This window comes from Bradyrhizobium sp. STM 3557, from assembly GCF_045571465.1.
GTDB lineage: Bacteria > Pseudomonadota > Alphaproteobacteria > Rhizobiales > Xanthobacteraceae > Bradyrhizobium.
In genome coordinates, this window is record NZ_CP120697.1 from 6,359,868 (window position 1) to 6,380,238 (window position 20,371).

14 protein-coding genes are annotated in these 20,371 nt (G+C 65.3%); 3 read left to right on the top strand and 11 right to left on the bottom strand.

What is annotated here, in order from left to right; genetic code table 11:
• Positions 1 to 103 precede the first annotated feature (103 nt).
• Positions 104 to 268, bottom strand: a complete 165-nt coding sequence (locus P6U24_RS29455) for a Flp family type IVb pilin (RefSeq protein WP_407155933.1) — start codon at positions 266 to 268, stop codon at positions 104 to 106.
• Positions 269 to 525: 257 nt separating this feature from the next.
• On the opposite strand from P6U24_RS29455, the gene P6U24_RS29460 reads away from it, so the two are divergent.
• From P6U24_RS29460 to P6U24_RS29470, 3 genes are all read left to right on the top strand, one after another.
• Positions 526 to 1,422 carry a 50S ribosomal protein L11 methyltransferase gene (locus P6U24_RS29460; protein WP_407155934.1) on the top strand — a complete coding sequence of 299 codons (897 nt, stop codon included), beginning with the start codon at positions 526 to 528 and terminating at the stop codon, positions 1,420 to 1,422.
• 548 nt (positions 1,423 to 1,970) lie between these two features.
• Complete coding sequence (locus P6U24_RS29465; protein WP_407155935.1) at positions 1,971 to 3,794, top strand: aminopeptidase P family protein; 1,824 nt, start codon at positions 1,971 to 1,973, stop codon at positions 3,792 to 3,794.
• Between the two features lie 350 nt (positions 3,795 to 4,144).
• Complete coding sequence (locus P6U24_RS29470) at positions 4,145 to 5,425, top strand: multidrug effflux MFS transporter (RefSeq protein ID WP_407155936.1); 1,281 nt, start codon at positions 4,145 to 4,147, stop codon at positions 5,423 to 5,425.
• A gap of 99 nt (positions 5,426 to 5,524) precedes the next feature.
• Here P6U24_RS29470 and ligA read toward each other — a convergent pair whose 3' ends face one another.
• The 10 genes from ligA to murC all read right to left on the bottom strand — a co-directional run bounded on the left by ligA (position 5,525) and on the right by murC (position 20,360).
• The gene (gene ligA, locus P6U24_RS29475; RefSeq protein ID WP_407155937.1) at positions 5,525 to 7,672 is read right to left on the bottom strand and encodes an NAD-dependent DNA ligase LigA; all 2,148 of its coding nucleotides are present in this window, start codon (positions 7,670 to 7,672) and stop codon (positions 5,525 to 5,527) included.
• Positions 7,673 to 7,774: 102 nt separating this feature from the next.
• A complete protein-coding gene (recN, locus tag P6U24_RS29480; RefSeq protein WP_407155938.1) occupies positions 7,775 to 9,445 on the bottom strand; it encodes a DNA repair protein RecN in 1,671 nt (556 codons plus the stop codon).
• A gap of 154 nt (positions 9,446 to 9,599) precedes the next feature.
• The gene (locus P6U24_RS29485) at positions 9,600 to 10,496 is read right to left on the bottom strand and encodes an outer membrane protein assembly factor BamD (protein ID WP_407155939.1); all 897 of its coding nucleotides are present in this window, start codon (positions 10,494 to 10,496) and stop codon (positions 9,600 to 9,602) included.
• 363 nt (positions 10,497 to 10,859) lie between these two features.
• Complete coding sequence (gene lpxC / locus P6U24_RS29490) at positions 10,860 to 11,819, bottom strand: UDP-3-O-acyl-N-acetylglucosamine deacetylase (RefSeq protein WP_407155940.1); 960 nt, start codon at positions 11,817 to 11,819, stop codon at positions 10,860 to 10,862.
• Between the two features lie 346 nt (positions 11,820 to 12,165).
• Positions 12,166 to 13,989, bottom strand: a complete 1,824-nt coding sequence (gene ftsZ, locus P6U24_RS29495) for a cell division protein FtsZ (protein WP_407155941.1) — start codon at positions 13,987 to 13,989, stop codon at positions 12,166 to 12,168.
• A gap of 111 nt (positions 13,990 to 14,100) precedes the next feature.
• On the bottom strand, positions 14,101 to 15,420 hold the full coding sequence (gene ftsA, locus P6U24_RS29500; protein WP_407155942.1) for a cell division protein FtsA: 1,320 nt from the start codon (positions 15,418 to 15,420) through the stop codon (positions 14,101 to 14,103).
• A complete protein-coding gene (locus P6U24_RS29505) occupies positions 15,417 to 16,478 on the bottom strand; it encodes a cell division protein FtsQ/DivIB (protein WP_407155943.1) in 1,062 nt (353 codons plus the stop codon). The genes ftsA and P6U24_RS29505 overlap by 4 nt, the downstream gene beginning before the upstream one ends.
• Positions 16,479 to 16,770: 292 nt before the next feature.
• Positions 16,771 to 17,760 carry a D-alanine--D-alanine ligase gene (locus P6U24_RS29510; RefSeq protein WP_407155944.1) on the bottom strand — a complete coding sequence of 330 codons (990 nt, stop codon included), beginning with the start codon at positions 17,758 to 17,760 and terminating at the stop codon, positions 16,771 to 16,773.
• A gap of 67 nt (positions 17,761 to 17,827) precedes the next feature.
• The gene (gene murB, locus P6U24_RS29515; protein WP_407155945.1) at positions 17,828 to 18,751 is read right to left on the bottom strand and encodes a UDP-N-acetylmuramate dehydrogenase; all 924 of its coding nucleotides are present in this window, start codon (positions 18,749 to 18,751) and stop codon (positions 17,828 to 17,830) included.
• Between the two features lie 205 nt (positions 18,752 to 18,956).
• Positions 18,957 to 20,360, bottom strand: a complete 1,404-nt coding sequence (murC, locus tag P6U24_RS29520; protein WP_407155946.1) for a UDP-N-acetylmuramate--L-alanine ligase — start codon at positions 20,358 to 20,360, stop codon at positions 18,957 to 18,959.
• Positions 20,361 to 20,371: the final 11 nt, after the last annotated feature.

The window sequence follows — 20,371 nt, forward strand, 5'->3', positions numbered from 1 at the left end:
GCCTGCGGATTCCCTGTGTACGGCCGGCTGACGGATGTGGCGCGCAAAGAAAAACCGGGCGCGTGCGCCCGGTGCCGAGGACGTTTTAAAGAAATGAACTCGTTTACTTCAGAGAATTGTTGATCGAATCGAACTTGCCGCTGAGGGAGGTGCCAAGCCCGTTGACGGCTGCGATGATGGCCAGCGAGATGCCGGCCGCGATGAGTCCGTACTCGATGGCGGTCGCACCCGATTCATCGCGCACGAACCTCAAGACCAGTGCCTTCATACCTTTGCCTCGTTCCCTTTTCCCTGGACCGGTGGATCATCCCCCGTTCCGGCACAGGAACCTACCGTCCAGCCTCTAAAGTTGCTTAAACGGGCGCATATCAACTTATCGGATATTTGAGCCGAAAATGCCGGTCAGCGATGGAAATCGTGCAGGCACATGCCATTCGCTGCGGCTGCACGAACCGGATGCGGTTCCCCACCCTTGCCTTGCTGCCGAAAAGGCTTAACCACACCGCAACTTTTCCCGGATTGCCGATGACCTCCACGCTCACTCCCGCCAGCCATCGCGCGAGCTTCACGCTCGCCGACGAGATCACGGCCCGCCAGGCCGTCGACGTCCTCACAGAAGTCTTCTTCGAAGGCGACGCGGCGGTGGCCGCGTTCGAGCGCCCGGACGGGCGCTGGGACGTAACCGTGCATTTCGCGCAAGCACCGGACCAGGTGCTCGTGCGCGAGCTGGTTGCTGGCGCGGCAGGGCCTGCGATCGCCGAGACGGTCACCTTCGATCTCGTCGAGGCAAAGGATTGGGTCAAGGCCAGCCTGGACGATCTTGTGCCGGTCCCGGCCGGCCGGTTTGTCGTGCATGGCAGCCACGATCGCGCCCGCGTCGCCGCCAACAAGCTCGGCATCGAGATCGAGGCGGCGCTGGCCTTCGGTACCGGCCACCACGGCACCACCCGCGGCTGCCTGCTGCTGCTCGATCACGTGCTGAAATCGCGCAAGCCGCACCGCGTGCTCGATCTCGGCACCGGCACCGGCGTGCTGGCGATCGCCGCGGCCAAGGCGCTGCATCGCCACGTGCTGGCCAGCGACATCGACCCGCCGTCGGTGCGGGTCGCGCGCGAGAACGTGGCAATCAACGGGGTAAGACCGCAACTGCGCGTGATCCGCGCCACAGGCTTTGCCGCACCGGATTTTGCCCAGCACGGTCCGTTCGACCTGGTGCTGGCGAACATCCTCGCCAATCCCTTGCGCCAGCTCGCGGGGCCGATGCGGCGGTATCTGGCGCCGAAGGCAGAGGTGATCCTGTCGGGCTTGCTGACGCCGCAGGCGCGCGGGGTGATCGCAGCCTATCGCGCGCGCGGGCTGGTGCCAGTGAAGCACATCAAGATCGAGGGATGGAGCAGCCTGTTGCTGCGTCACGCCGGCTGAGGACGCCGAGTGCGAGTGCGTCGTGATGACGACGTTTTCGGTCTGACGATCGCGCTCTATTGTCGGCGAGCTATTTGGATGACGTGGAGCTCTTGCCTTCGGAGCGCGATTGATGCTGACGCAGACTGCGCCGGACGCGGGCCTCGGCAAGACGGTGCAGAAGCTGACCGAGCGTGCCGCGTTGCTTCTCGGCGGGCGGTGCGGCCGGCCCGTGCTCCGCGGGCGTGGATAATTTTTCGAAGGTAAAAGCAGGCATCGTGCATCCCCTCGCCGTCGAGTTGAGGCACTCCTTACGAACGCCAAACCAGTCATTCGACCTTGGTATAACGCCCGGACGTCTCCCCACCGCATCCTGTTAGATGACCGACGTAAGACAGCAAAACGTTTTGCACTGCCGAATGCAAGGAGATTCTTTGTGCTGCACACCGGTCGTCGCACAGGGGTCGGATTGCGCACGCGATCGGCGGCTTCTAGTGTTTGTTTTGACGCGTTTTCCTGGTGCGAACCGGTATCCACTTCGCTCGAAAACGCTTTAGAGTATCTGCACGATGTTCGAAGCACACTTCCAGACATTCGAAGACCCTGAAACCGGCGTGGCCCTGACCGCACGCCTGTCTGCTTTCCGCGAAGAGCTCACGCGGCGCCGGCTGACCGGCTTTGTCGTGCCGCGTGCCGACCAGCAGCAAAACGAGTATGTGCCGCCGTCCGACGAGCGGCTGGCGTGGCTGACCGGTTTCACCGGTTCAGCCGGCCTGGCGATCGTCCTGGCGCAGGACGCCGCGATCTTCGTCGATGGACGCTACACCTTGCAGGCGGCGAGGCAGGTTGACACCAAGGCCTGGTCGGTGGAGCCGCTGGTCGAGCCGCCGCCGGAGACCTGGCTGACCCAGCACCTGAAGGACGGCGACCGCATCGGCTTCGATCCCTGGCTGCACACGACGGCCGTCGCGGAGCGGCTGGCGGCTGCCTGTACGAAGGCCGGCGCGGAACTGGTCGCAGTCGAGAGCAATCCGCTGGACGCGGTATGGACCGAGCGGCCGCAGCCGCCGATCGCACCGGTCTCGATCCATGGCGCGGAGCTGTCCGGCGAAAGCGAGGCCGACAAGCTCGGCCGTATCCGTCAGGAGGTCGAGCGGCTCGGGGTCGAGGCGCTGGTGCTGTCCGATTCTCACAACGTCGCCTGGACCTTCAACATTCGCGGCGCCGACGTCGCCCATACGCCGCTGCCGCTCTCCTACGCGCTGGTGCCGAAGAGCGGCCGGCCGACCATCTTCATCGACCATCGCAAGCTTTCCAACCTCACCCGCGACCATCTCGAACAGTCGGCCGATGTCCAGGAGCCGGACGCGCTGACGGCGCGGCTCACCGGCCTGGCGCAATCGGGCGCGGCGATCGCGCTCGACAGCGCGACCGCCGCCGACGCCCTGACCCGGCTGATCCAGAACGCCGGGGGCAAGCCGGTGCGATCGGCCGATCCGGTCAGCCTGCTCAAGGCGGCCAAGAACGCGACCGAGATCGAAGGCATGCGCCGGGCCCATCGCCGCGACGCGGTGGCGCTGGCCCGCTTCCTTGCCTTCATCGACCGCGAGGCGCCCAAGGGCACGCTGACCGAGATCGACGCTGTCGAGGCGCTGGAGACGTTCCGCCGCGATAGCGGCGCGCTGAAGGATGTGTCCTTCCCGACGATCGCCGGCACCGGGCCGAACGGCGCCATCGTGCACTATCGCGTCAGTCGCAAGAGCAATCGCCGCATCATGCGAGGAGACCTGCTGCTGATCGATTCCGGCGCGCAGTATCAGGACGGCACCACCGACGTCACCCGCACCATCGCGATCGGCCAGCCGACCGATGAGATGCGCGACCGCTTCACCCGCGTGCTGCGCGGCCATCTGGCCATCGCACGCGCGGTGTTCCCCGACGGCACCACCGGCGCGCAGCTCGACAGTTTTGCGCGGCAGTTCCTCTGGCAGGCGGGCCTCGATTTCGAGCATGGCACCGGCCACGGCGTCGGCAGCTATCTGTCGGTGCATGAGGGGCCGGCGCGCATCTCCAAGCTCGGCACCACGCCGCTCAAGCGCGGCATGATCCTGTCCAATGAACCCGGCTACTACAAGACCGATGCCTACGGCATCCGCATCGAGAATCTGGAACTGGTGGTGGCCAAGGACATTGCGGGCGCAGAGAAGCCGATGAACGGCTTCGAAGCGCTGACCTTTGCGCCGATCGACCGGCGGCTGATCGACGTCGCCATGTTGAGCGGCGAGGAGCGTGCCTGGCTCGATGCCTACCACGCCGAGGTCAACGCGGCGGTGCGTGGCGCGCTCGACGAGGCTGACCAGCGCTGGCTCGATCAGGCCACGGCGCCACTGTAGCCGGCCGAAAACGGCGGCGGCGCTTCGTAGCCCGGGTGAGCGACGGCGACACCCGGGACATCTGTGTCCTGCAATCCTGGATATCGCTGCGCTCATCCAGCTACGCGCTGCCAGTCGTCGTTCCGGGGCGCTCATTAACACACACCGTCATTCCGCGGCGAGGCCGGACGCCTCGAACCCGGAATCACGTGCAAGTAGCTGCCGTGTTTTCCAGCACATCTGCAGCATCCTTCGGCGTGTGATTATAACAGTCCCGCAATCGGCATGGCCGTATGCCGAAACAGGCGTTTTCGTGAGCCGGCAGGCCAGTACAGTCCACCGCGTCCGCAGACGATGTGAGCGCCCCTTGGATGCACGGAATGATCAGCAAGCCGCCCAAGGCAGCAACGCAAGCGGGCCTCGCGCATCCGCGCACCATGCTGACCCTGCTGGTGGTGATGACGGGCCTCGCGCCAATCTCGCTCTATCTGCTGGTGCCGGCGCTGCCGATGCTCGCGACCACCTTCGGCACCGACGCTTCCGTGGTGCAGATGACGGTCTCCCTGTACATGGTCGGCATCGCCTGCTCGCAGATGCTGCTCGGGCCGCTGTCGGATCGTTTCGGCCGTCGTCCGGTGATGCTCGGAGGTCTTGGCCTCGCCGTCATCGCAAGCTTCGGCTGCATCCTTGCGGACAGCCTGCCGCAGCTGATCATCGCGCGCTTCTTCCAGGCCCTCGGCGGCGCCAGCGGCATGGTGATCAGCCGCGCCATCATCCGCGATCTCTATCCGCGCGAGCGCATCGGCGCGATGATCAGCCTCGTCATCGCCGTGATGATGATCGCCCAGTTGCTCTCACCCTTGACGGGCGGGCTGATCGAGACCGCGCTCGGCTGGCACGCGATCTTCTACGTCGTGGCCGCGCTCGCGGTGGCGGTCGCAATCGGCGTCACGCTGGCGCTGCCGGAGACCCGCCCGACCCGCGTCGCAGGCGCGAGCTTCCGCCGCGACGTCGCGCTGCTGGTGCGCAGCCGCGCCTTTGTCGGCTACGCGCTCTGCCAGGTGCTGGCCTCGCAGATCATCTTTGCCTTCGCGGGCGGCGGCCCCTACATCGTCGAGATCCAGATGAACAGATCCTCCGCCGAATATGGCGCGTGGTTCGCGACCACGGGTTTTGCCTATTTCGTCGGCAATCTGTTCTGCGTCCGCTTCTCGCCGCGTTATCAGCTCGATCGCCTGATCTGGTTCGGGCTGACGTTGCAGCTGAACGGCGCCTTGCTCAATTTTGGCTGGAGCATCTTTGGGCTCAACCAAGTGCCGGTGGTGCTGTTCTGCACCCAGATGCTGGTGATGTTCGCCAACGCCGCCGTCATGGCCAATTCCGCGGCCGGCGCGCTCAGCATTCACCCGCGCGCCGCCGGCACGGCCTCGGGCACGATGGGCTTTCTGCAGATGGGAATGGGCGCGCTGACCTCGCAGCTCGGCGCCTTTCTCGGCGGACATTTCGCCTCCACGCTGCCGCTGACGTCGGCCATCGCGGCGATGTCGCTCGCCTGCGCCTCGACCATGATCTTCCTGGTCCCGCGCAGGAAGATCGTGGCGAACCAGGCGATGCTCGCAGAGGCGGAAGAGGATGAGGCCGGAGTAATGTGAGTCCGTCATTGCGAGCGAAGCGAAGCAATGCAGAGTCATCGAGGGCGGCTCTGGATTGCTTCGTCGCTGCGCTCCTCGCAATGACGGGGAGAGAACGCCCTACTCCCCGATCAGCTTCAGCCACTCGTCTTCGGTCAAGACCTGCACGCCGTGCTTCTGCGCTTCGGCAAGCTTCGAACCTGCGCCGGGACCGGCAACCACATAGTCCGTCTTCTTCGACACGGAGCCCGAGACTTTCGCGCCGAGACGCTCGGCGGTGGCCTTGGCCTCGTCACGCGTCATCTTCTCCAGCGAGCCGGTGAACACCACGGTCTTGCCGGCGAGCGGCGAATTGCTCTTTGGCTTCGCGGCATCGACGATTTTGACCTCTTTCGTCAGCCGCTCGACGATGCCGCGGTTGTGGCTCTCGCCGAAATACGCCGCGATGGCCTTGATCACGGTGTCGCCGATCTGGTCGAGCGCATCCATTTCGGCGATCGCCTCCGCGTCGCCATTGGCGACCTTCAGGCAGGCATCATGGAATGCATCCCAGGAGCCGTAGCCGCGCGCCAGCGCTAAGGCCGTGGTCTCGCCGACATGGCGCATGCCGAGGGCATAGATGAAGCGCTCCAGCGCAATGTCGCGCCGCGCCTCGATTGCACCAAACAGATTGCGCACCGAGGTCTCGCCATAGCCTTCGATCTCCTCGAGCTTCAGCTCGGCGTTGCGCTTCTGCAGGGTGAAGATGTCGGCTGGCTCCTTCACCCAGCCCTGGTCGAAGAAATATTGGATCTGCTTCTCGCCGAGTCCGTCGATGTCGAAGGCGCGGCGCGATACGAACAGCAGGAGGTGCTGGATCTTCTGGAAGGGACAGGCGAACTCACCGGTGCAGCGGGCGCGCGAGCCCTCCTCACCGGTGGCGGTCTCCTCGCGCACCACGTCGGTGTGCAGCGGGCATGGGCACTTCTTCGGAAGATGGAATTCCTTCGCATTCTTCGGCCGCTTGTCGAGGATGACATCGACCACCTGCGGAATGACGTCGCCGGCGCGCTGGACCACGACGGTGTCGCCGATCCGGATGTCGCGACCTTCGCGCAGCACCTCACCCTTGTTGCCGACGCCCTTGATGTAGTCCTCGTTGTGCAGCGTCACGTTCTGCACGATGACGCCGCCGACGCCGACCGGCTCCAGCTTGCCAACAGGCGTGAACGAGCCGGTGCGGCCGACCTGGATCTCGATGTCCTTGAGCACGGTCATCGCGCGCTCGGCCGGGAATTTATGCGCGATCGCCCAGCGCGGCGTGCGCGACACGAAGCCGAGGCGGTCCTCCCAGTCGATCCGGTCGACCTTGTAGACGACGCCATCGATGTCGTAGTCGAGCTCGGCGCGCTGCTCCTCGATGGCGTGATGGAAGGCGAGCAGCTCATCGACGGAGTGGCAGAGCTTGGTCAGCGGATTGGTCTTGAAGCCGCAATGCTCGAACCATTTGATCATGCCGCTCTGCGTCTCGGCCGGCATCGCGCTCATCTCGCCCCAGGCATACGCGAAGAAGCCCAGGGGACGCGAGGCGGTGATGGCGGGATCCTTCTGCCGCAGCGAGCCCGCGGCCGAGTTGCGGGGATTGGCGAAAATCGTACCGCCTTCCGCCTTCTGCCGCTCGTTCAGCGCCAGGAATGCGCCTTTGGTCATGTAGACCTCGCCGCGCACCTCGCAGACGTCGGGAATGTTGCGGCCCTTCAGCTTCTGCGGCACATCCTCGAGGGTCCGGATATTGGCGGTGACGTCCTCGCCGACCGCGCCGTCGCCGCGCGTCGCCGCGGTGACGAGCTCGCCTCCCTCATAGCGCAGCGACATCGAGAGCCCGTCGATCTTCGGCTCGGCGGAGAAATCGATCTGATCGTCGGGCAGCTTGAGGAAGCGGACGATGCGCCCCGCAAAGTCGCGCACATCCTCCTCGGCAAAGGCGTTGTCGAGCGAGAGCATCGGCACTGCGTGCTGTACCTTCCTGAAGCGGCCTGATGGCGCAGCGCCCACCTTCTGCGACGGGGAATCCGGGCTGACGAATTCCGGAAAGCGCGCCTCGATCGCATTGAAGCGCTGGCGCAGCGCGTCGTATTCGGCGTCGGTGACGACAGGCGCATCGTCCTGATAGTAGCGCTTGTCGTGCCCTTCGAGCTCAAGGGCCAAACGCTTCCATTCCACCTTGGCCTGCGCCTTGGTGAGATCGGCAACCTCGACTAGCTTCTTCGCTTTTGCTGCTCTGGCCATTGCTCGCTACAGTCCGTCATTCCGGGCGATGCGGACGACCTAACGCAAAACGTCAGGCCTGTAACAGGTTCCGTATCGAACCCGGCATGACTGAGCAAGCAGCTATGCCGCGGCCTTGAGCAACCGGTCGGCCGCCGCGCGGGCCTCGGCGGTGATCTCGGCACCGGCGAGCATGCGGGCGATCTCCTCGCGGCGGTGCTCGGCGGGGAGTGTGTTGACACGGGTGGCGACGCGCCTGCCCTTGTCGAGCGCGGCTTTTGAGATCAAGAGATGCTGGTCGGCGCGGGCCGCGACCTGTGGCGCATGGGTCACGGCCATCACCTGGACCTGGCCGGCCAGCCGTGCCAGCCGGCTGCCGATCGCGTCCGCCACGGCACCGCCGACGCCGGTGTCGATCTCGTCGAACACCAGGGTCGGCGCCGAACCGCGGTCGGACAGCACCACCTTGAGCGCCAGCAGGAAGCGCGACAGCTCGCCGCCGGAGGCGACCTTCATCATCGGCCCTGGCCGCGTGCCCGGATTGGTCTGCACCCAGAATTCGACGCGGTCGATACCCTGCGGCCCCGGCGTCTGCGCGTCGGCCTCGACCTGGGTCATGAACCGGGCGCGCTCCAGCTTGAGCGGCGCCAGCTCGGCATTGACGGCCTTGTTGAGCTTCTCGGCCGCCTTACTCCGCGCCGCCGACAGCTTAGCGGCCGCCGACGCATAGCGTGCATCAGCCTCGGCCGCGGCGGCTTCCAGCTTCTTCAGCTGCTCGGCGCCGGCATCGATCAGCACGACATCGGCGGCATATTTGGCCGCCAGCGTGGCGAGCCCATCGACGGGGGTCGAATATTTGCGCGAGGCGGCGCGCAGCGCGAACAGCCGCTCCTCGATCCGCTCCAGCTCCAAGGGATCGAAATCAGTAGCGCGGAGCGCGGCCGTCAGATGCTGGTCGGCCTCCTCCAGCGCGTTGATGGCGGCATCGATCGCCTTCACCGCCGGCTCGACCAAGGCCGGCGAGTGGCCAGCACGCCGCTCCAGCCGCCGCACCGCGGCCGACAGGTTCGCGATCGGCGACTGATTGCCACCGACCGCCTCCTGGGCGTCGCGCAGATCCGAGGCGATCTTCTCGCCTTGCATCATCGCGGTGCGGCGCGCGGCGAGCTGGGTCTCCTCGCCCTCCTTCGGCGCCAGCGCCTTCAATTCATCGGAGGCGTGGCGCAGGTAATCCGCCTCGCGCGCGGCGCGCTCCATGCCGGCGCGATGTGCCTCCAGCGCCGTGCACGCGGTGCGGCGCGCCGCCCACAGCGCCTCCACCGCAGCGACATCCTTCTCGAGGCCAGCGAAGGCATCGAGCAGGCGGCGATGGGTGGCGGCATCGACCAGCGCGCGCTCGTCGTGCTGGCCGTGGATCTCGACCAGGGCGGCCCCGACGGCTTTCAGGGTCTGCACGCTGACGGCCTGGTCATTGATGAAGGCACGGGTGCGGCCATCGCCGAACTGGACGCGGCGCAGGATCATCTCCCCGTCGGCATCAAGGCCGTTGTCGGCCAGGATTTTTGCCGCCGGATGGTTCTTGGCGACCTCGAAGACGGCCGTGACCTGCCCCTGCTCGGCGCCGTGGCGGACGAGGCTGGCATCGCCCCGGCCGCCCAGCGCCAGCGCAAAGGCGTCGAGCAGGATCGACTTGCCGGCACCGGTCTCACCGGTCAGCACCGCAAGTCCCCTGGAAAACTCGAGATCAAGCCGCTCGATCAGAACAATGTCACGGATCGACAGACGCGCCAGCATGACGGAATGAGTCCTCGTTTGAGGGCGAGTGCCCTGAATCGACGGACTCAAGTCTAGCAGCAGAATGAGAACAAAACAAGAATTGAGAACAAAGCGGGAATTATGAAAGCGCCCCAGAAGGCGCCCACGTCACCTGCCCCATATCTCGGCGATTCTAGCCGAGGCCGAGTTTCTTGAAGGCCTTGGAGATGTAGGAGCCCTTGTTCTCCTCCGGTTCCAAGCCACCGGATTTCACGAGACTATAGGCGTCCTTGTACCATTTGCTGTCAGGGAAATTATGCCCGAGCACGGCAGCCGCGGTCTGCGCCTCTCCGACGATGCCGATCCGCATATAGGCCTCGGTCAGGCGGTAGAGAGCCTCCTCGACGTGCCGCGTGGTCTGGTACTGCGTGACCACGGTCTTGAAGCGGTTGATCGCCGCCGTGTAGTCGGACTTCTGCAGGTAGTAGCGGCCGACATCCATCTCCTTGCCGGCAAGCTGGTCGCGCGCGCCTTCCAGCTTGGCCTTGGCGCTGGTAGCGTATTCGGAGGTCGGATACTTGCGGACCACCTCTTCCAGCGCGGCGATCGCCTTCTCGGTGCGACCTTGATCGCGGCTGATGTCCGGAATCTGGTCGTAATGCGAGGCGGCGATCAGGTACTGCGCATAAGCGGCGTCCGGGCTGCCCGGATGCAAGGTGATGTAGCGCGTCGCAGCGCCGATGCAGCCGTCATAGTCGGAGGCCTGGTAGGATGCGTAGGCCGACATCAGCAGCGATTTGCGCGCCCAGTCGGAATAAGGATGCTCGCGGTCGACTTCCTCGAACTTCTTGTTCGCTTCCTTGACGTCCTTCTTCTCATTCATGAGGTACAAGCCCTCATTGTAGAGCTTGTCCGGCGGCTGATCGACGAAGGTGTCGTCCTTGGCCATGAACTTGTCCCACAGCGCGCCAGTGCCGCAGCCGCTCAAGGGCAGCGCGAGGAGGATCAGGGACGCAGCGAGCCGCACGCGGCCCAAGCCTGCTGCAAGCGAAGGATTGCGAAGATCGCGCGAAAGAGGCTGTGTCGACATGAGCTTCTTTTGAACCTGATGCCTGAGATCCGAAATATGCCGCGCCCCGAGAGCTTAAGCCAAGAATGGCTTCAGCCATGAACGCGAAGGATGGGCACTGCCCGTGACGCCTGCCATGCGGCTGTCTAGCCGAAAAACCTTCGTGGACCAACCGCATAGGCAGCCATTTCGCCCGGATTAAGGCGGCCTCTGACTTGCGGTGGACAATCATGGTTACCGCGTCAGATCACCGGAGGAAAGGCTGCCGGTGCCCGGACGCAGTTCATGGTCACAGCACCGGGTCGGCCGATCGGCCCCTAAGATCGAATATCTGGAAATAGCGTGGCCCGAACCTTTGGCCGCTCGCGCTAAGGGAGCTGCGACTCAGGACACGTCCGGCCCGAAGGCCGGGGCGATCATACTACCGACCATGCCGCCGACCACGTCGGTCGCGACGCGCGGACGGCGCACCGCCTCGCCCTCTACCACGCGCCATGCCGTCCGATCCGCAAGCAGCGCGGTCAGCACGGCGTGATTCAGCTTGTGGCCGCCTCGCACCGAGCGATAGGTGCCGAGCAGCGGCAGACCCGCCAGCGCCAGATCGCCGATCGCATCCAGCACCTTGTGACGGACGCATTCGTCGGCGTAGCGCAGGCCTTCCGGATTCAGCAGGCGCTCCTCGTCGAACACCAGCGAGTTCTCAAAGGACGAGCCGAGCGCGAAGCCGGCACTCCAGAGCCGCGCCACGTCGCTCATGAAGCCGAAGGTGCGGGCTCGGGCGATCTCGCGGCGGAAGCGCTCCGGGCTCAGATCGAAATTATAGGCTTGGCGGCCGATGACTGGGCTCCTGAAGTCGATCTCGACCTCGACCCGGAAGCCGGTCGCGTTGGGGCGCAGTTCGCCGAGCGAGGCACCCATCGCGACCTGCACCGGCTTCAAGATCTGGATGAAACGGCGCGGGGCCGACTGGGAGATGACGCCGGCCTGCTCGATCGCAGCGACGAAGGCGGCGGCGCTGCCGTCCATGATCGGAACTTCGGGGCCGTCGATCTCGATCGTGGCGTTGTCGACGCCCATGCCGCGCAGCGCAGCCAGGACATGCTCGGCCGTGGAAACCAGCGCGCCGTCGCGGTCACCAAGGACCGTGGCGAGCTCGGTCGCGATCACTGAACCGGCGATCGCCCTGACCTCGCGGTCGCGCCCATCGAGCCCGGTGCGGATGAAAACGAATCCTGCGTCGAGAGATGCCGGCCCGATGGTGAGGTTCACTGGTTTACCCGAGTGAACGCCTACACCGGTTACGGTGGCTTGCGAACGAAGCGTTGTTTGCCGGCTGAACTTCATCGATATTCGCCCAAGACCCCACTTCGACATCGTTTGCCAGCTCGCCCCTGCGTGCCGACTCACATCGAAGTATCCCCAAGTCGCGGCAGACCTTAATCAGGACCCCAAAGAGCGCCAACTCACGCTTCTTTACGGATTGTTACCCCATCTCTGCCGTATTCAAGCCAAGCCTTAACCAGATTGGAACGCGGAATTAACCTCCAGTTTCCGCATTAGGCGGCGAAAAGAATAATTAATCATTTAAAATCAGTGAGTTGAGCACTCACAACGCTGACATGGGCTGTAACAAAAAGGCCCGGTTCGTGAGAACCGGGCCTCGTCGACACAGCCTGGGCTGTAACAATTGTCAGGTCGCCTGCCGTCGGAGGAACGCCGGGATATCCAAATGATCATCGCCCTGTGGCGCCGGCGCAACAGATGCAGGGCGGCCGTGATGGTCCAAACCGTGGGGTGCAGGGCGGCGCGCGTACTCTGATACCGGCTGCTCGTGATTCGCGATTTGCTGGGCAACGCTCCGCTGCGGCTTCCGGTCCGGCAGCGGCGGCATCGCGGGAGTGGCGGTCCGCGGCGCAACCGGCGGCTCGTCCTCCTCGCGGCGGCCGAGGCCGACATTGGCTAGCCGCTGCAGCAGCGACATCCGGCTCTTCTGCGGATGCTCCTCCGAATCGGCATCGCCCCTCGCCTGACGAATCTCGGCCTGGGCCGGAATCGGCAGTTCCTCGAACTTAGGCATCCGCGGCGCGCGGGCTGGAACTCGCTCAGCAGCCTGGGGGATGAAGGTCTCCGGCGGCGCCGCCGGCTCAGTCGGCATCGGACGCGCAGCCTCCGGCTCCGGGAACAGCGAGGGCTTCTGCGCGATCGGACGCACGGTCACATCGCCATAGGAGGCCGGCTGCACGGCGGCCGCGGCAGGCGCCGGTTCCGAGGCCATCGCGGCAGCAACGGCGGCCAGCGTGTCGCGCTCGAGACTAGGAGCCGGGCGCGGTGCCGGCGCCACGGGTGCAGCCACTGGAGCGATCGCGACGGCAGCCTGCGCAGCGGCCTGAGCCTCGAGCTTGGCGGCCCGCTCGGCGAGACGCTGGTTGTCGGCGCGCAGCCGCGCGGTCAGATCGGCGAGCCGGCTCTCCGGCATGCCGATCGGCGTGGACGGCGCAGCTGCCGGCGGCGGCGGTGGTGCCGACGGCGTCGAGTTGCGGTTGAACTGGGCCTGCTCGATGCCGGTGGCGACGACCGAGACGCGGATCAGGCCGTCGAGGGCCTCGTCGAAGGTGGCGCCGACGATGATATTGGCGTCCTGGTCGACCTCCTCGCGGATACGGGTCGCGGCCTCGTCGACCTCGAACAGGGTGAGGTCCTTGCCACCGGTGATCGAGATCAAGAGGCCCTTGGCGCCCTTCATCGAGGAGTCGTCGATCAAGGGGTTGGCGATCGCGGCCTCCGCCGCGGTCAGCGCGCGCTTCTCGCCGGAGGCTTCGCCGGTGCCCATCATCGCCTTGCCCATCTCACGCATCACGGCGCGGACGTCGGCGAAGTCGAGGTTGATCAGGCCTTCCTTGACCATCAGGTCGGTGATGCAGGCGACGCCCGAATAGAGCACCTGGTCGGCCATCGCGAAGGCATCGGCGAAGGTGGTCTTCTCGTTGGCGACCCGGAACAGGTTCTGGTTCGGAATGATCAGGAGCGTATCGACGACCTTGTGCAGCTCCGCGATGCCGGACTCCGCCGTGCGCATGCGGCGCTGGCCTTCGAAGTGGAACGGCTTGGTGACGACGCCCACCGTGAGAATGCCCATTTCGCGCGCGGTCTTGGCAATCACCGGAGCTGCGCCCGTGCCCGTGCCGCCCCCCATGCCGGCGGTTACGAACACCATGTTGGCGCCCGAGAGATGATCGCGCAGCTCGTCGATCACTTCCTGCGCCGCGGCCGCGCCGACGTCGGGCTGCGAGCCCGCGCCGAGCCCGAGCGTCACCTGGGTTCCCATCTGCACGATGCGCTGCGCCTTCGACATCGTCAGCGCCTGCGCGTCCGTGTTGGCGACGACGAAGTCGACGCCCTGCAGGCCGGCCGTGATCATGTTGTTCACGGCGTTGCCGCCCGCGCCACCGACACCGAAGACGGTGATTCGCGGCTTCAGCTCATGGATGTCAGGAGGAGAAATAGTGAGTGCCATGGTTGCCTCTCGATCACGCGCGCGTGGGTTCATCCCGGCCGGTGGCCGCGGGTGTTGGTGAAAACCGCATGGGAATTTTCATGGTAATTTTCTTGGGTCGGAAAACATTCATCAGAAGCCCTCGCGCAGCCATCGTCCGACCTTTCCGAAATAGCCGTCGGTCCCTGTTCCCTGCTGCCGCGTATGCCGCGGTTCGACATGTTCCAGATGCGCGTATTGCGGATAGACCAAAAGCCCGGTCGGCACCGCGAAGGCGGCATTCTTGGCCTCGTGCGGCAGCCGGCCGAAACCGAGCGGGCGCCCGATGCGCACCGGCCGGCCGAGAATCCGCGTTGCCAGCTCGACGAGACCGGTCAGTTGCGAAGCCCCTCCGCTGAGGACGACACGGGCCTTGGGTTCTGCCGCAAAAGGGGAATCCTTCAGCCGGTCGCGGACCATTTCAAAAATCTCCTCGGCGCGGTGCCTGACGATGTTCGCGATGGTGGCGCGGGACACGATCTGCGGAACATCCCGCTCATGATCCCCGGCCGTCGGAACAGACATCAACTCACGCGCGTCGGACCCGCCAGTCAGTACCGTGCCATATAACGTCTTGATTCGCTCGGCATCCGCAATGCACGCCGACAGGCCCCGCGCAAGGTCCATGGTCACATGATGACCGCCGAGCGCAAATCCGCTTGCATGCACGAAGCGGCCGCCGGAATAGATCGCGATGGTCGTGGTGCCCGCCCCCATCTCGACCACGGCGGCGCCGAGATCGGCCTCGTCGTCGGTCAGAACGGATAGTCCGGCAACATACGGGCTCGCCGCCATCGCCTCGACATTGAGGTGGCAGCGCTCGACCACCAGCATCAGGTTCTTGGCGACGGTCGCGTCCGAGGTGACGACGTTCATGTCGACGCCGAACTGACGCGCCAGCATGCCGCGGGGATCCCGAATCCCTTTCACTCCATCCAGCGTGTAGCCGACAGGAAGCGCGTGCAGCACCGCACGGCCCTCACCGGTGGCATGATGCATGCCGGTCGAGGTCACGCGGCTGACATCAGCCTGAGTCACAGCGCCGCCGCGAATGTCCGATGTCGCCTCGATCAGATGCCCCTGCAGCCGCCCGCCGGCGACCGGCAGCAGCACGGACTCGACCCGCACCTTGGCCATGCGCTCGGCCAGCGCCACCGCCTGGCGCACCGCCTGCTCGCATTCGATCGGATCGACCACGGCGCCGGCCTTGACGCCGCGCGACTGGATCTGGCTGTAGCCGACCAGCTCCACCGCATGGCTGCGGCCGCGCAGCGCGTCGCTCGGCGGCGCCGGCCTCAGCCGCGCGATCAGGCAGGCGATCTTGCTGGTGCCGACGTCGAGCGATGCCACCAGCGCGGTGCGCTTCTGAGACACCGGACGCGTCTTCGGGGTCTGGCGATCGAAGCCGGTCATGTGTTGCCGGCCTTCTTCTGGGCTTTCGCCTTATCCTTGAACATGTCCTCGCGCGCCTTGGCGGCATCGTCGGACAATTGCACGGTCAGCCGGTCCGACAGCCGCATGTCGATCGCAACGATGTCTCGCGAGAACAGATGGTCCTCTTGGTCGAGCTGGCTCAGCACGGCCAGCGCATTGCCGACGTCGTGCTCCGGAAGGCGAATGTCGAGGCCGTCCTTGGTGCGCAGATTCCAGCGGCGCTCACCAACGAAGACGGCGGCGCGGGTCACGGCTTTCACCTGCGGATAGCGGTCGAGCAGTGCCAGGAAATCATGCGCACGGCTCTCGGCCCCCTTGCCGACCACGAGCGGCAGCGTGAGGAAGCGTCGCGAGACATAGGGTTCGAGCACCGCACCATCATCCGAAATGACCGACAGCTTGCCGTCCTGCTGCCACAGCGCGAATGCCTTGCGCTCCACGATGTCGATCTGAAGCTGGTTCGGGAAGAACTTTTGCACCGTCGCTTCAGCGATCCAAGGATTGGCCTTGAGCCGGTCGCGGACCGCGATCGCATCCAGGAACAGCAATGACGAGCGCCCGGTAACGCCGCCGATCGCCAGCACCTCATCCTGCGTCAGTTGCTTACGGCCATTGATAGCGACCGCGGTGATGCGGAAGCCGGCAGAATTGGCCAGCGTATTGCGGGCGTCACTGAAGGCGGTGCTCACCTCGTCGACATGGCCGCCCTTGACGACGCCGAGCCAGACACTGCCGCACAGCAAGGCGACGGCGGCGACAGTTCCAAGACGCTGCGGCAGATAGCGTTCGACGAATGCGACCAGGCCCGCGGCAGGCTGCGGCCGCTCGGCCGCTGCCGCCGGCACGATCTGCCGCGGCTGGACTTGATACGACGCGGCTTGACGCGATCGGGGCTGGCGCGCCCGGCTTCGACGGGGCCGAGTCCACGGGAAACGTGCGGCGACATACTCGCGCAGCAAGATCGCCGCGCCAAGCGCGGCGGCCCTCAGGTCAGCTTGGGGCCTCTGCGATCGAGCGAGGCGTCCTGCACCATCCATTGCACGAGCTCATCAACTGTTGGGGCCCGCAAATACGTTGCGGGTCGCAGCATCGGCGAGGTCTCCACGTCGACCGGGGTGGGTGACGGGCGCGAGAAGCCCGCGTCACGACAGCTCACCCCGGCAGCCGAGCACCACTGTGCCGCCAGCGTTAACCTTCGGCCTTCCTGGTAAACAAAAGGTAAAATCGGTCGGCAGAGACGATTTTTTTCTTCGTCATTTGAGGACCTTGAGCCAAATTCTTAAGTATTTTACCGGTAGCGGGAACAAGCCGCGCCTGGTTCCATCAGCGCTATTTGCGGCTGCGGCGTTCCGCAAGCACTATTTGCAGGTTGAGAAAATCGACGAAGGCAATCCCCTGCGCCTTCAAGGCCTTCGGATACAATGAGGCCGCAGTCAGGCCCGGCAGGGTATTGGTCTCGAGGTAGATCGGACCATTGGCCGAGACGATGAAATCGGAGCGCGAATAGCCGCCGCATGACAGCGCCCGGTGCGCCTTGATCGCCTCACGCTTGATGCTCTCCATGATGTCGGGCGGGAAGCGGCCTGGGCAGATCTCCTGCGTCGCCTCGGCAAGGTACTTGGCAAAATAATCGAAGGCGCCCGCGGCCGGCACGATCTCGATCGGCGGCAGTGCGATCAGCGAACCATCCGCCTGCTCCAGCACAGCGCAGGTGGCCTCCACGCCGGAGATAAATGGCTCGATGAGATATTCCTCCGTCTCCGCTGCCTTCCTCACCGCAACGAGGTCTTGCCTCGCGTTGACGAACATCAGCCCGTAGCTCGAACCATCCTTGACCGGCTTGGCAATCAGCTTGCCGTGGCGGGCGAGCGCCGCCTCGGCATCATCAAGCGCGATCCCCTCCGCAGCGTTGACCCCGCCGAGCACCGCAAAGCGCTTGGCCGCGACCTTATCGAAGGCAAGATGCGACGAGGTCGAGTCTGAGCCGGTATAGGGCACGCCCCGCATCTCGCACATCACCTGCAGCTCGCCGTTCTCGGCCCTGCCGCCGTGCAAGCCAAGCACCAGCACACGATCTTCATCCCTGGCGCGATCGAGCGCTGCGGCGAGCGGGCCAAGACTCTTTCCATCGGCCTTGAACGGCTCCTCGAACGGCTTGGCATGGCTTGCGAGTGCCTTGCCGCTCGCCTCATGCACGCTGTCGTCGGCGTCCCAGAACCAGAGGTCGGCCTCGGGGCGCGTCGCATGCAGGCTTTGCGCGCTCGCCACCGAGACGAGCCGTTCCTTGTTGGAGCCACCGAACAGAATGGTGATGCGCATCAATGCGTTCTCGGATTCATTTCAATTTGCGCGCGCGCCATCCGCGCATGTTGATGCGGCAGGCGAGCTACGTCCGTTCGATTCCAATCCGCTTGATCTCCCACTGCAGCTCGATCCCCGAGGCCGCCTTGACCCGCGCGCGCACGGTCTCGCCGAGTTGTTCGATGTCGTGGGCGGTGGCGTCGCCGGTGTTGATCAGGAAGTTGCAGTGCATCTCCGAGACCTGCGCGCCGCCGACCTTGAGCCCGCGGCACCCCGCAGCATCGACCAGCTTCCAGGCGGAGTGGCCGGGCGGATTCTTGAAGGTCGAGCCGCCGGTCTTCTCGCGGATCGGCTGCGCGGTCTCGCGATGGGTCTGCACCTCGGCCATGCGGGCGCGGATCGCCTCGGGTGCGGCCGGCAGTCCACGAAAGCGCGCCGAGGTGAAGATCAGGCTGGGATCGAGACCGTTCGCGCGATAGGTGAACTTCATCTCGGCATTGGTGAAGCGATGGTGATTGCCCTGCCGATCCAACGCAGTTGCCTCGATCAGGATATCCTTGGTCTCACCGCCATTGGCGCCGGCATTCATCCGCAAGGCGCCACCGATGCTACCGGGAATCCCGAACAGGAATTCGAGTCCGGAGAGATTGGCCGTTGCCGCCACCTCCGCGACGCGCTTGTCGAGTGCCGCGGTGCCGGCGCGGACGATCTCGCCTTCCGTCTCGACCTCGCCGAAACCGCGCGGCGCGAGCCGGATCACCACGCCCGGCACGCCGCCGTCGCGCACGATCAGGTTGGAGCCGACACCGACGACAGTGACCGGAAGATCGCTTGGCAAGTTCTTCAGAAAGTAAGCGAGGTCGTCCTCGTCGGCCGGCGTGAACAGCACCTGCGCCGGGCCACCGACCCGGAACCAGGTCAGCGGCGCCAGAACCTCATTGGCAAGCAGCCGCCCGCGCAAGCCCGGCATCGCGACTTTGAGATCGGGAGTGATGTCGGGGAAGGTCATTGCTCGCAATTGAACTCCAGCGCGTGCCACGAGCACACTGAGCCCTCTCCGCCCTTGTGGGGGAGAGTTGGAGACGGGGGTACCACGAGCGCCGGCGCTTGCGGCTTACCCCCCTCCCTAACCCTCCCCCACAAGGGGGGAGGGAACGGAGAGACCGTGGCAGGTCGTTGGATGCTTGCGCTGACGAGCTCGCTCAACACCGCCCTCATCCCAGCGCTTTCAATTCGCCCGGCAGCGCGTAGGCCCATTGGCTGATGTTGCCGGCGCCTAAGCAGACGACGAGATCACCCGGCTTCGCCAGTCCCTTGATGATGCCGGCGAGGTCGCCTGCCTTCGGCAGCGGCACCACGTCGCGATGGCCGTGGGTGCGCAGGCCCAGCACGAAATGATCGCGATCGATGCCTTCGATCGGCGCTTCGCCGGCCGGATAGACCTCGGCGACCACGACCGCATCGGCGTCGTTGAAGCAGGTGCAGAACTCCTCGAACAGCGACTGCAGGCGGGTATAGCGATGCGGCTGCACCACCGCGATGATCCTGCCATTGGTCGATTCCCGCGCCGCCTTGAGCACGGCGGCGATCTCGACCGGATGGTGACCGTAATCGTCAATCACGGTGATGCCATTCCATTCGCCGGTGCGGGTGAAGCGGCGCTTGACGCCGCGGAAGCCGGCGATCGCCTTACGGATCGCGTCATCGGACAGGCCGAGCTCGCGCGCGACTGCGATCGCCGCAGTGGCGTTGGACGCGTTATGACGGCCGGGCATCGGCAGCACGATATCGGGAATCTCGTGGGTCGCGCCGCTCTTGCGATCCCGGAACACGACCTTGAAGCGTGAGCCGACGCCGGTCGGAGTCAGATCGACCAGCCGCGCGTCGGCCTGCGGATTGGCGCCATAGGTGATGATGCGGCGATCCTCGATCTTGCCGACGATGCTCTGCACGACAGGATGATCGATGCACATCACGGCAAAGCCATAGAACGGCACGTTCTCGACGAAGGCGCGGAAGGCGTCCTGCACCGCCTCGAAGGTCTTGAAGTGATCGAGATGCTCGGGATCGACATTGGTGACGATCGCGACATCGGTCGGCAGCTTCAGGAAGGTGCCGTCGCTCTCGTCGGCCTCGACCACCATCCAGTCGCCGGCCCCGAGCCGCGCATTGGTGCCGTAGGCATTGATGATGCCGCCATTGATGACGGTCGGGTCGAGCCCGCCGGCATCGAGCAACGCCGCCACCATCGAGGTCGTGGTGGTCTTGCCGTGGGTGCCGGCGATCGCAACGCAGCTCTTCAGCCGCATCAGCTCGGCCAGCATCTCGGCGCGCCGCACCACCGGAATGCGCTGGGCGCGAGCCGCCATCAGTTCCGGATTGTCGCGCTTGATCGCCGTGGACACCACGACGACATCGGCGCCGGCGATATTCTCCGCTTTGTGGCCGATGCTGACGGTCGCGCCCTTCTCCCGCAGCCGCGCCACGTTGGCGTTGTCGGAGGCATCCGAGCCTTGCACGGTGTAGCCGAGATTGCACAGCACCTCGGCAATGCCGCTCATGCCGATGCCGCCGATCCCGACAAAATGGATGGGTCCGATCTCGCGGGGCAGTCTCATCGATGGTTCCT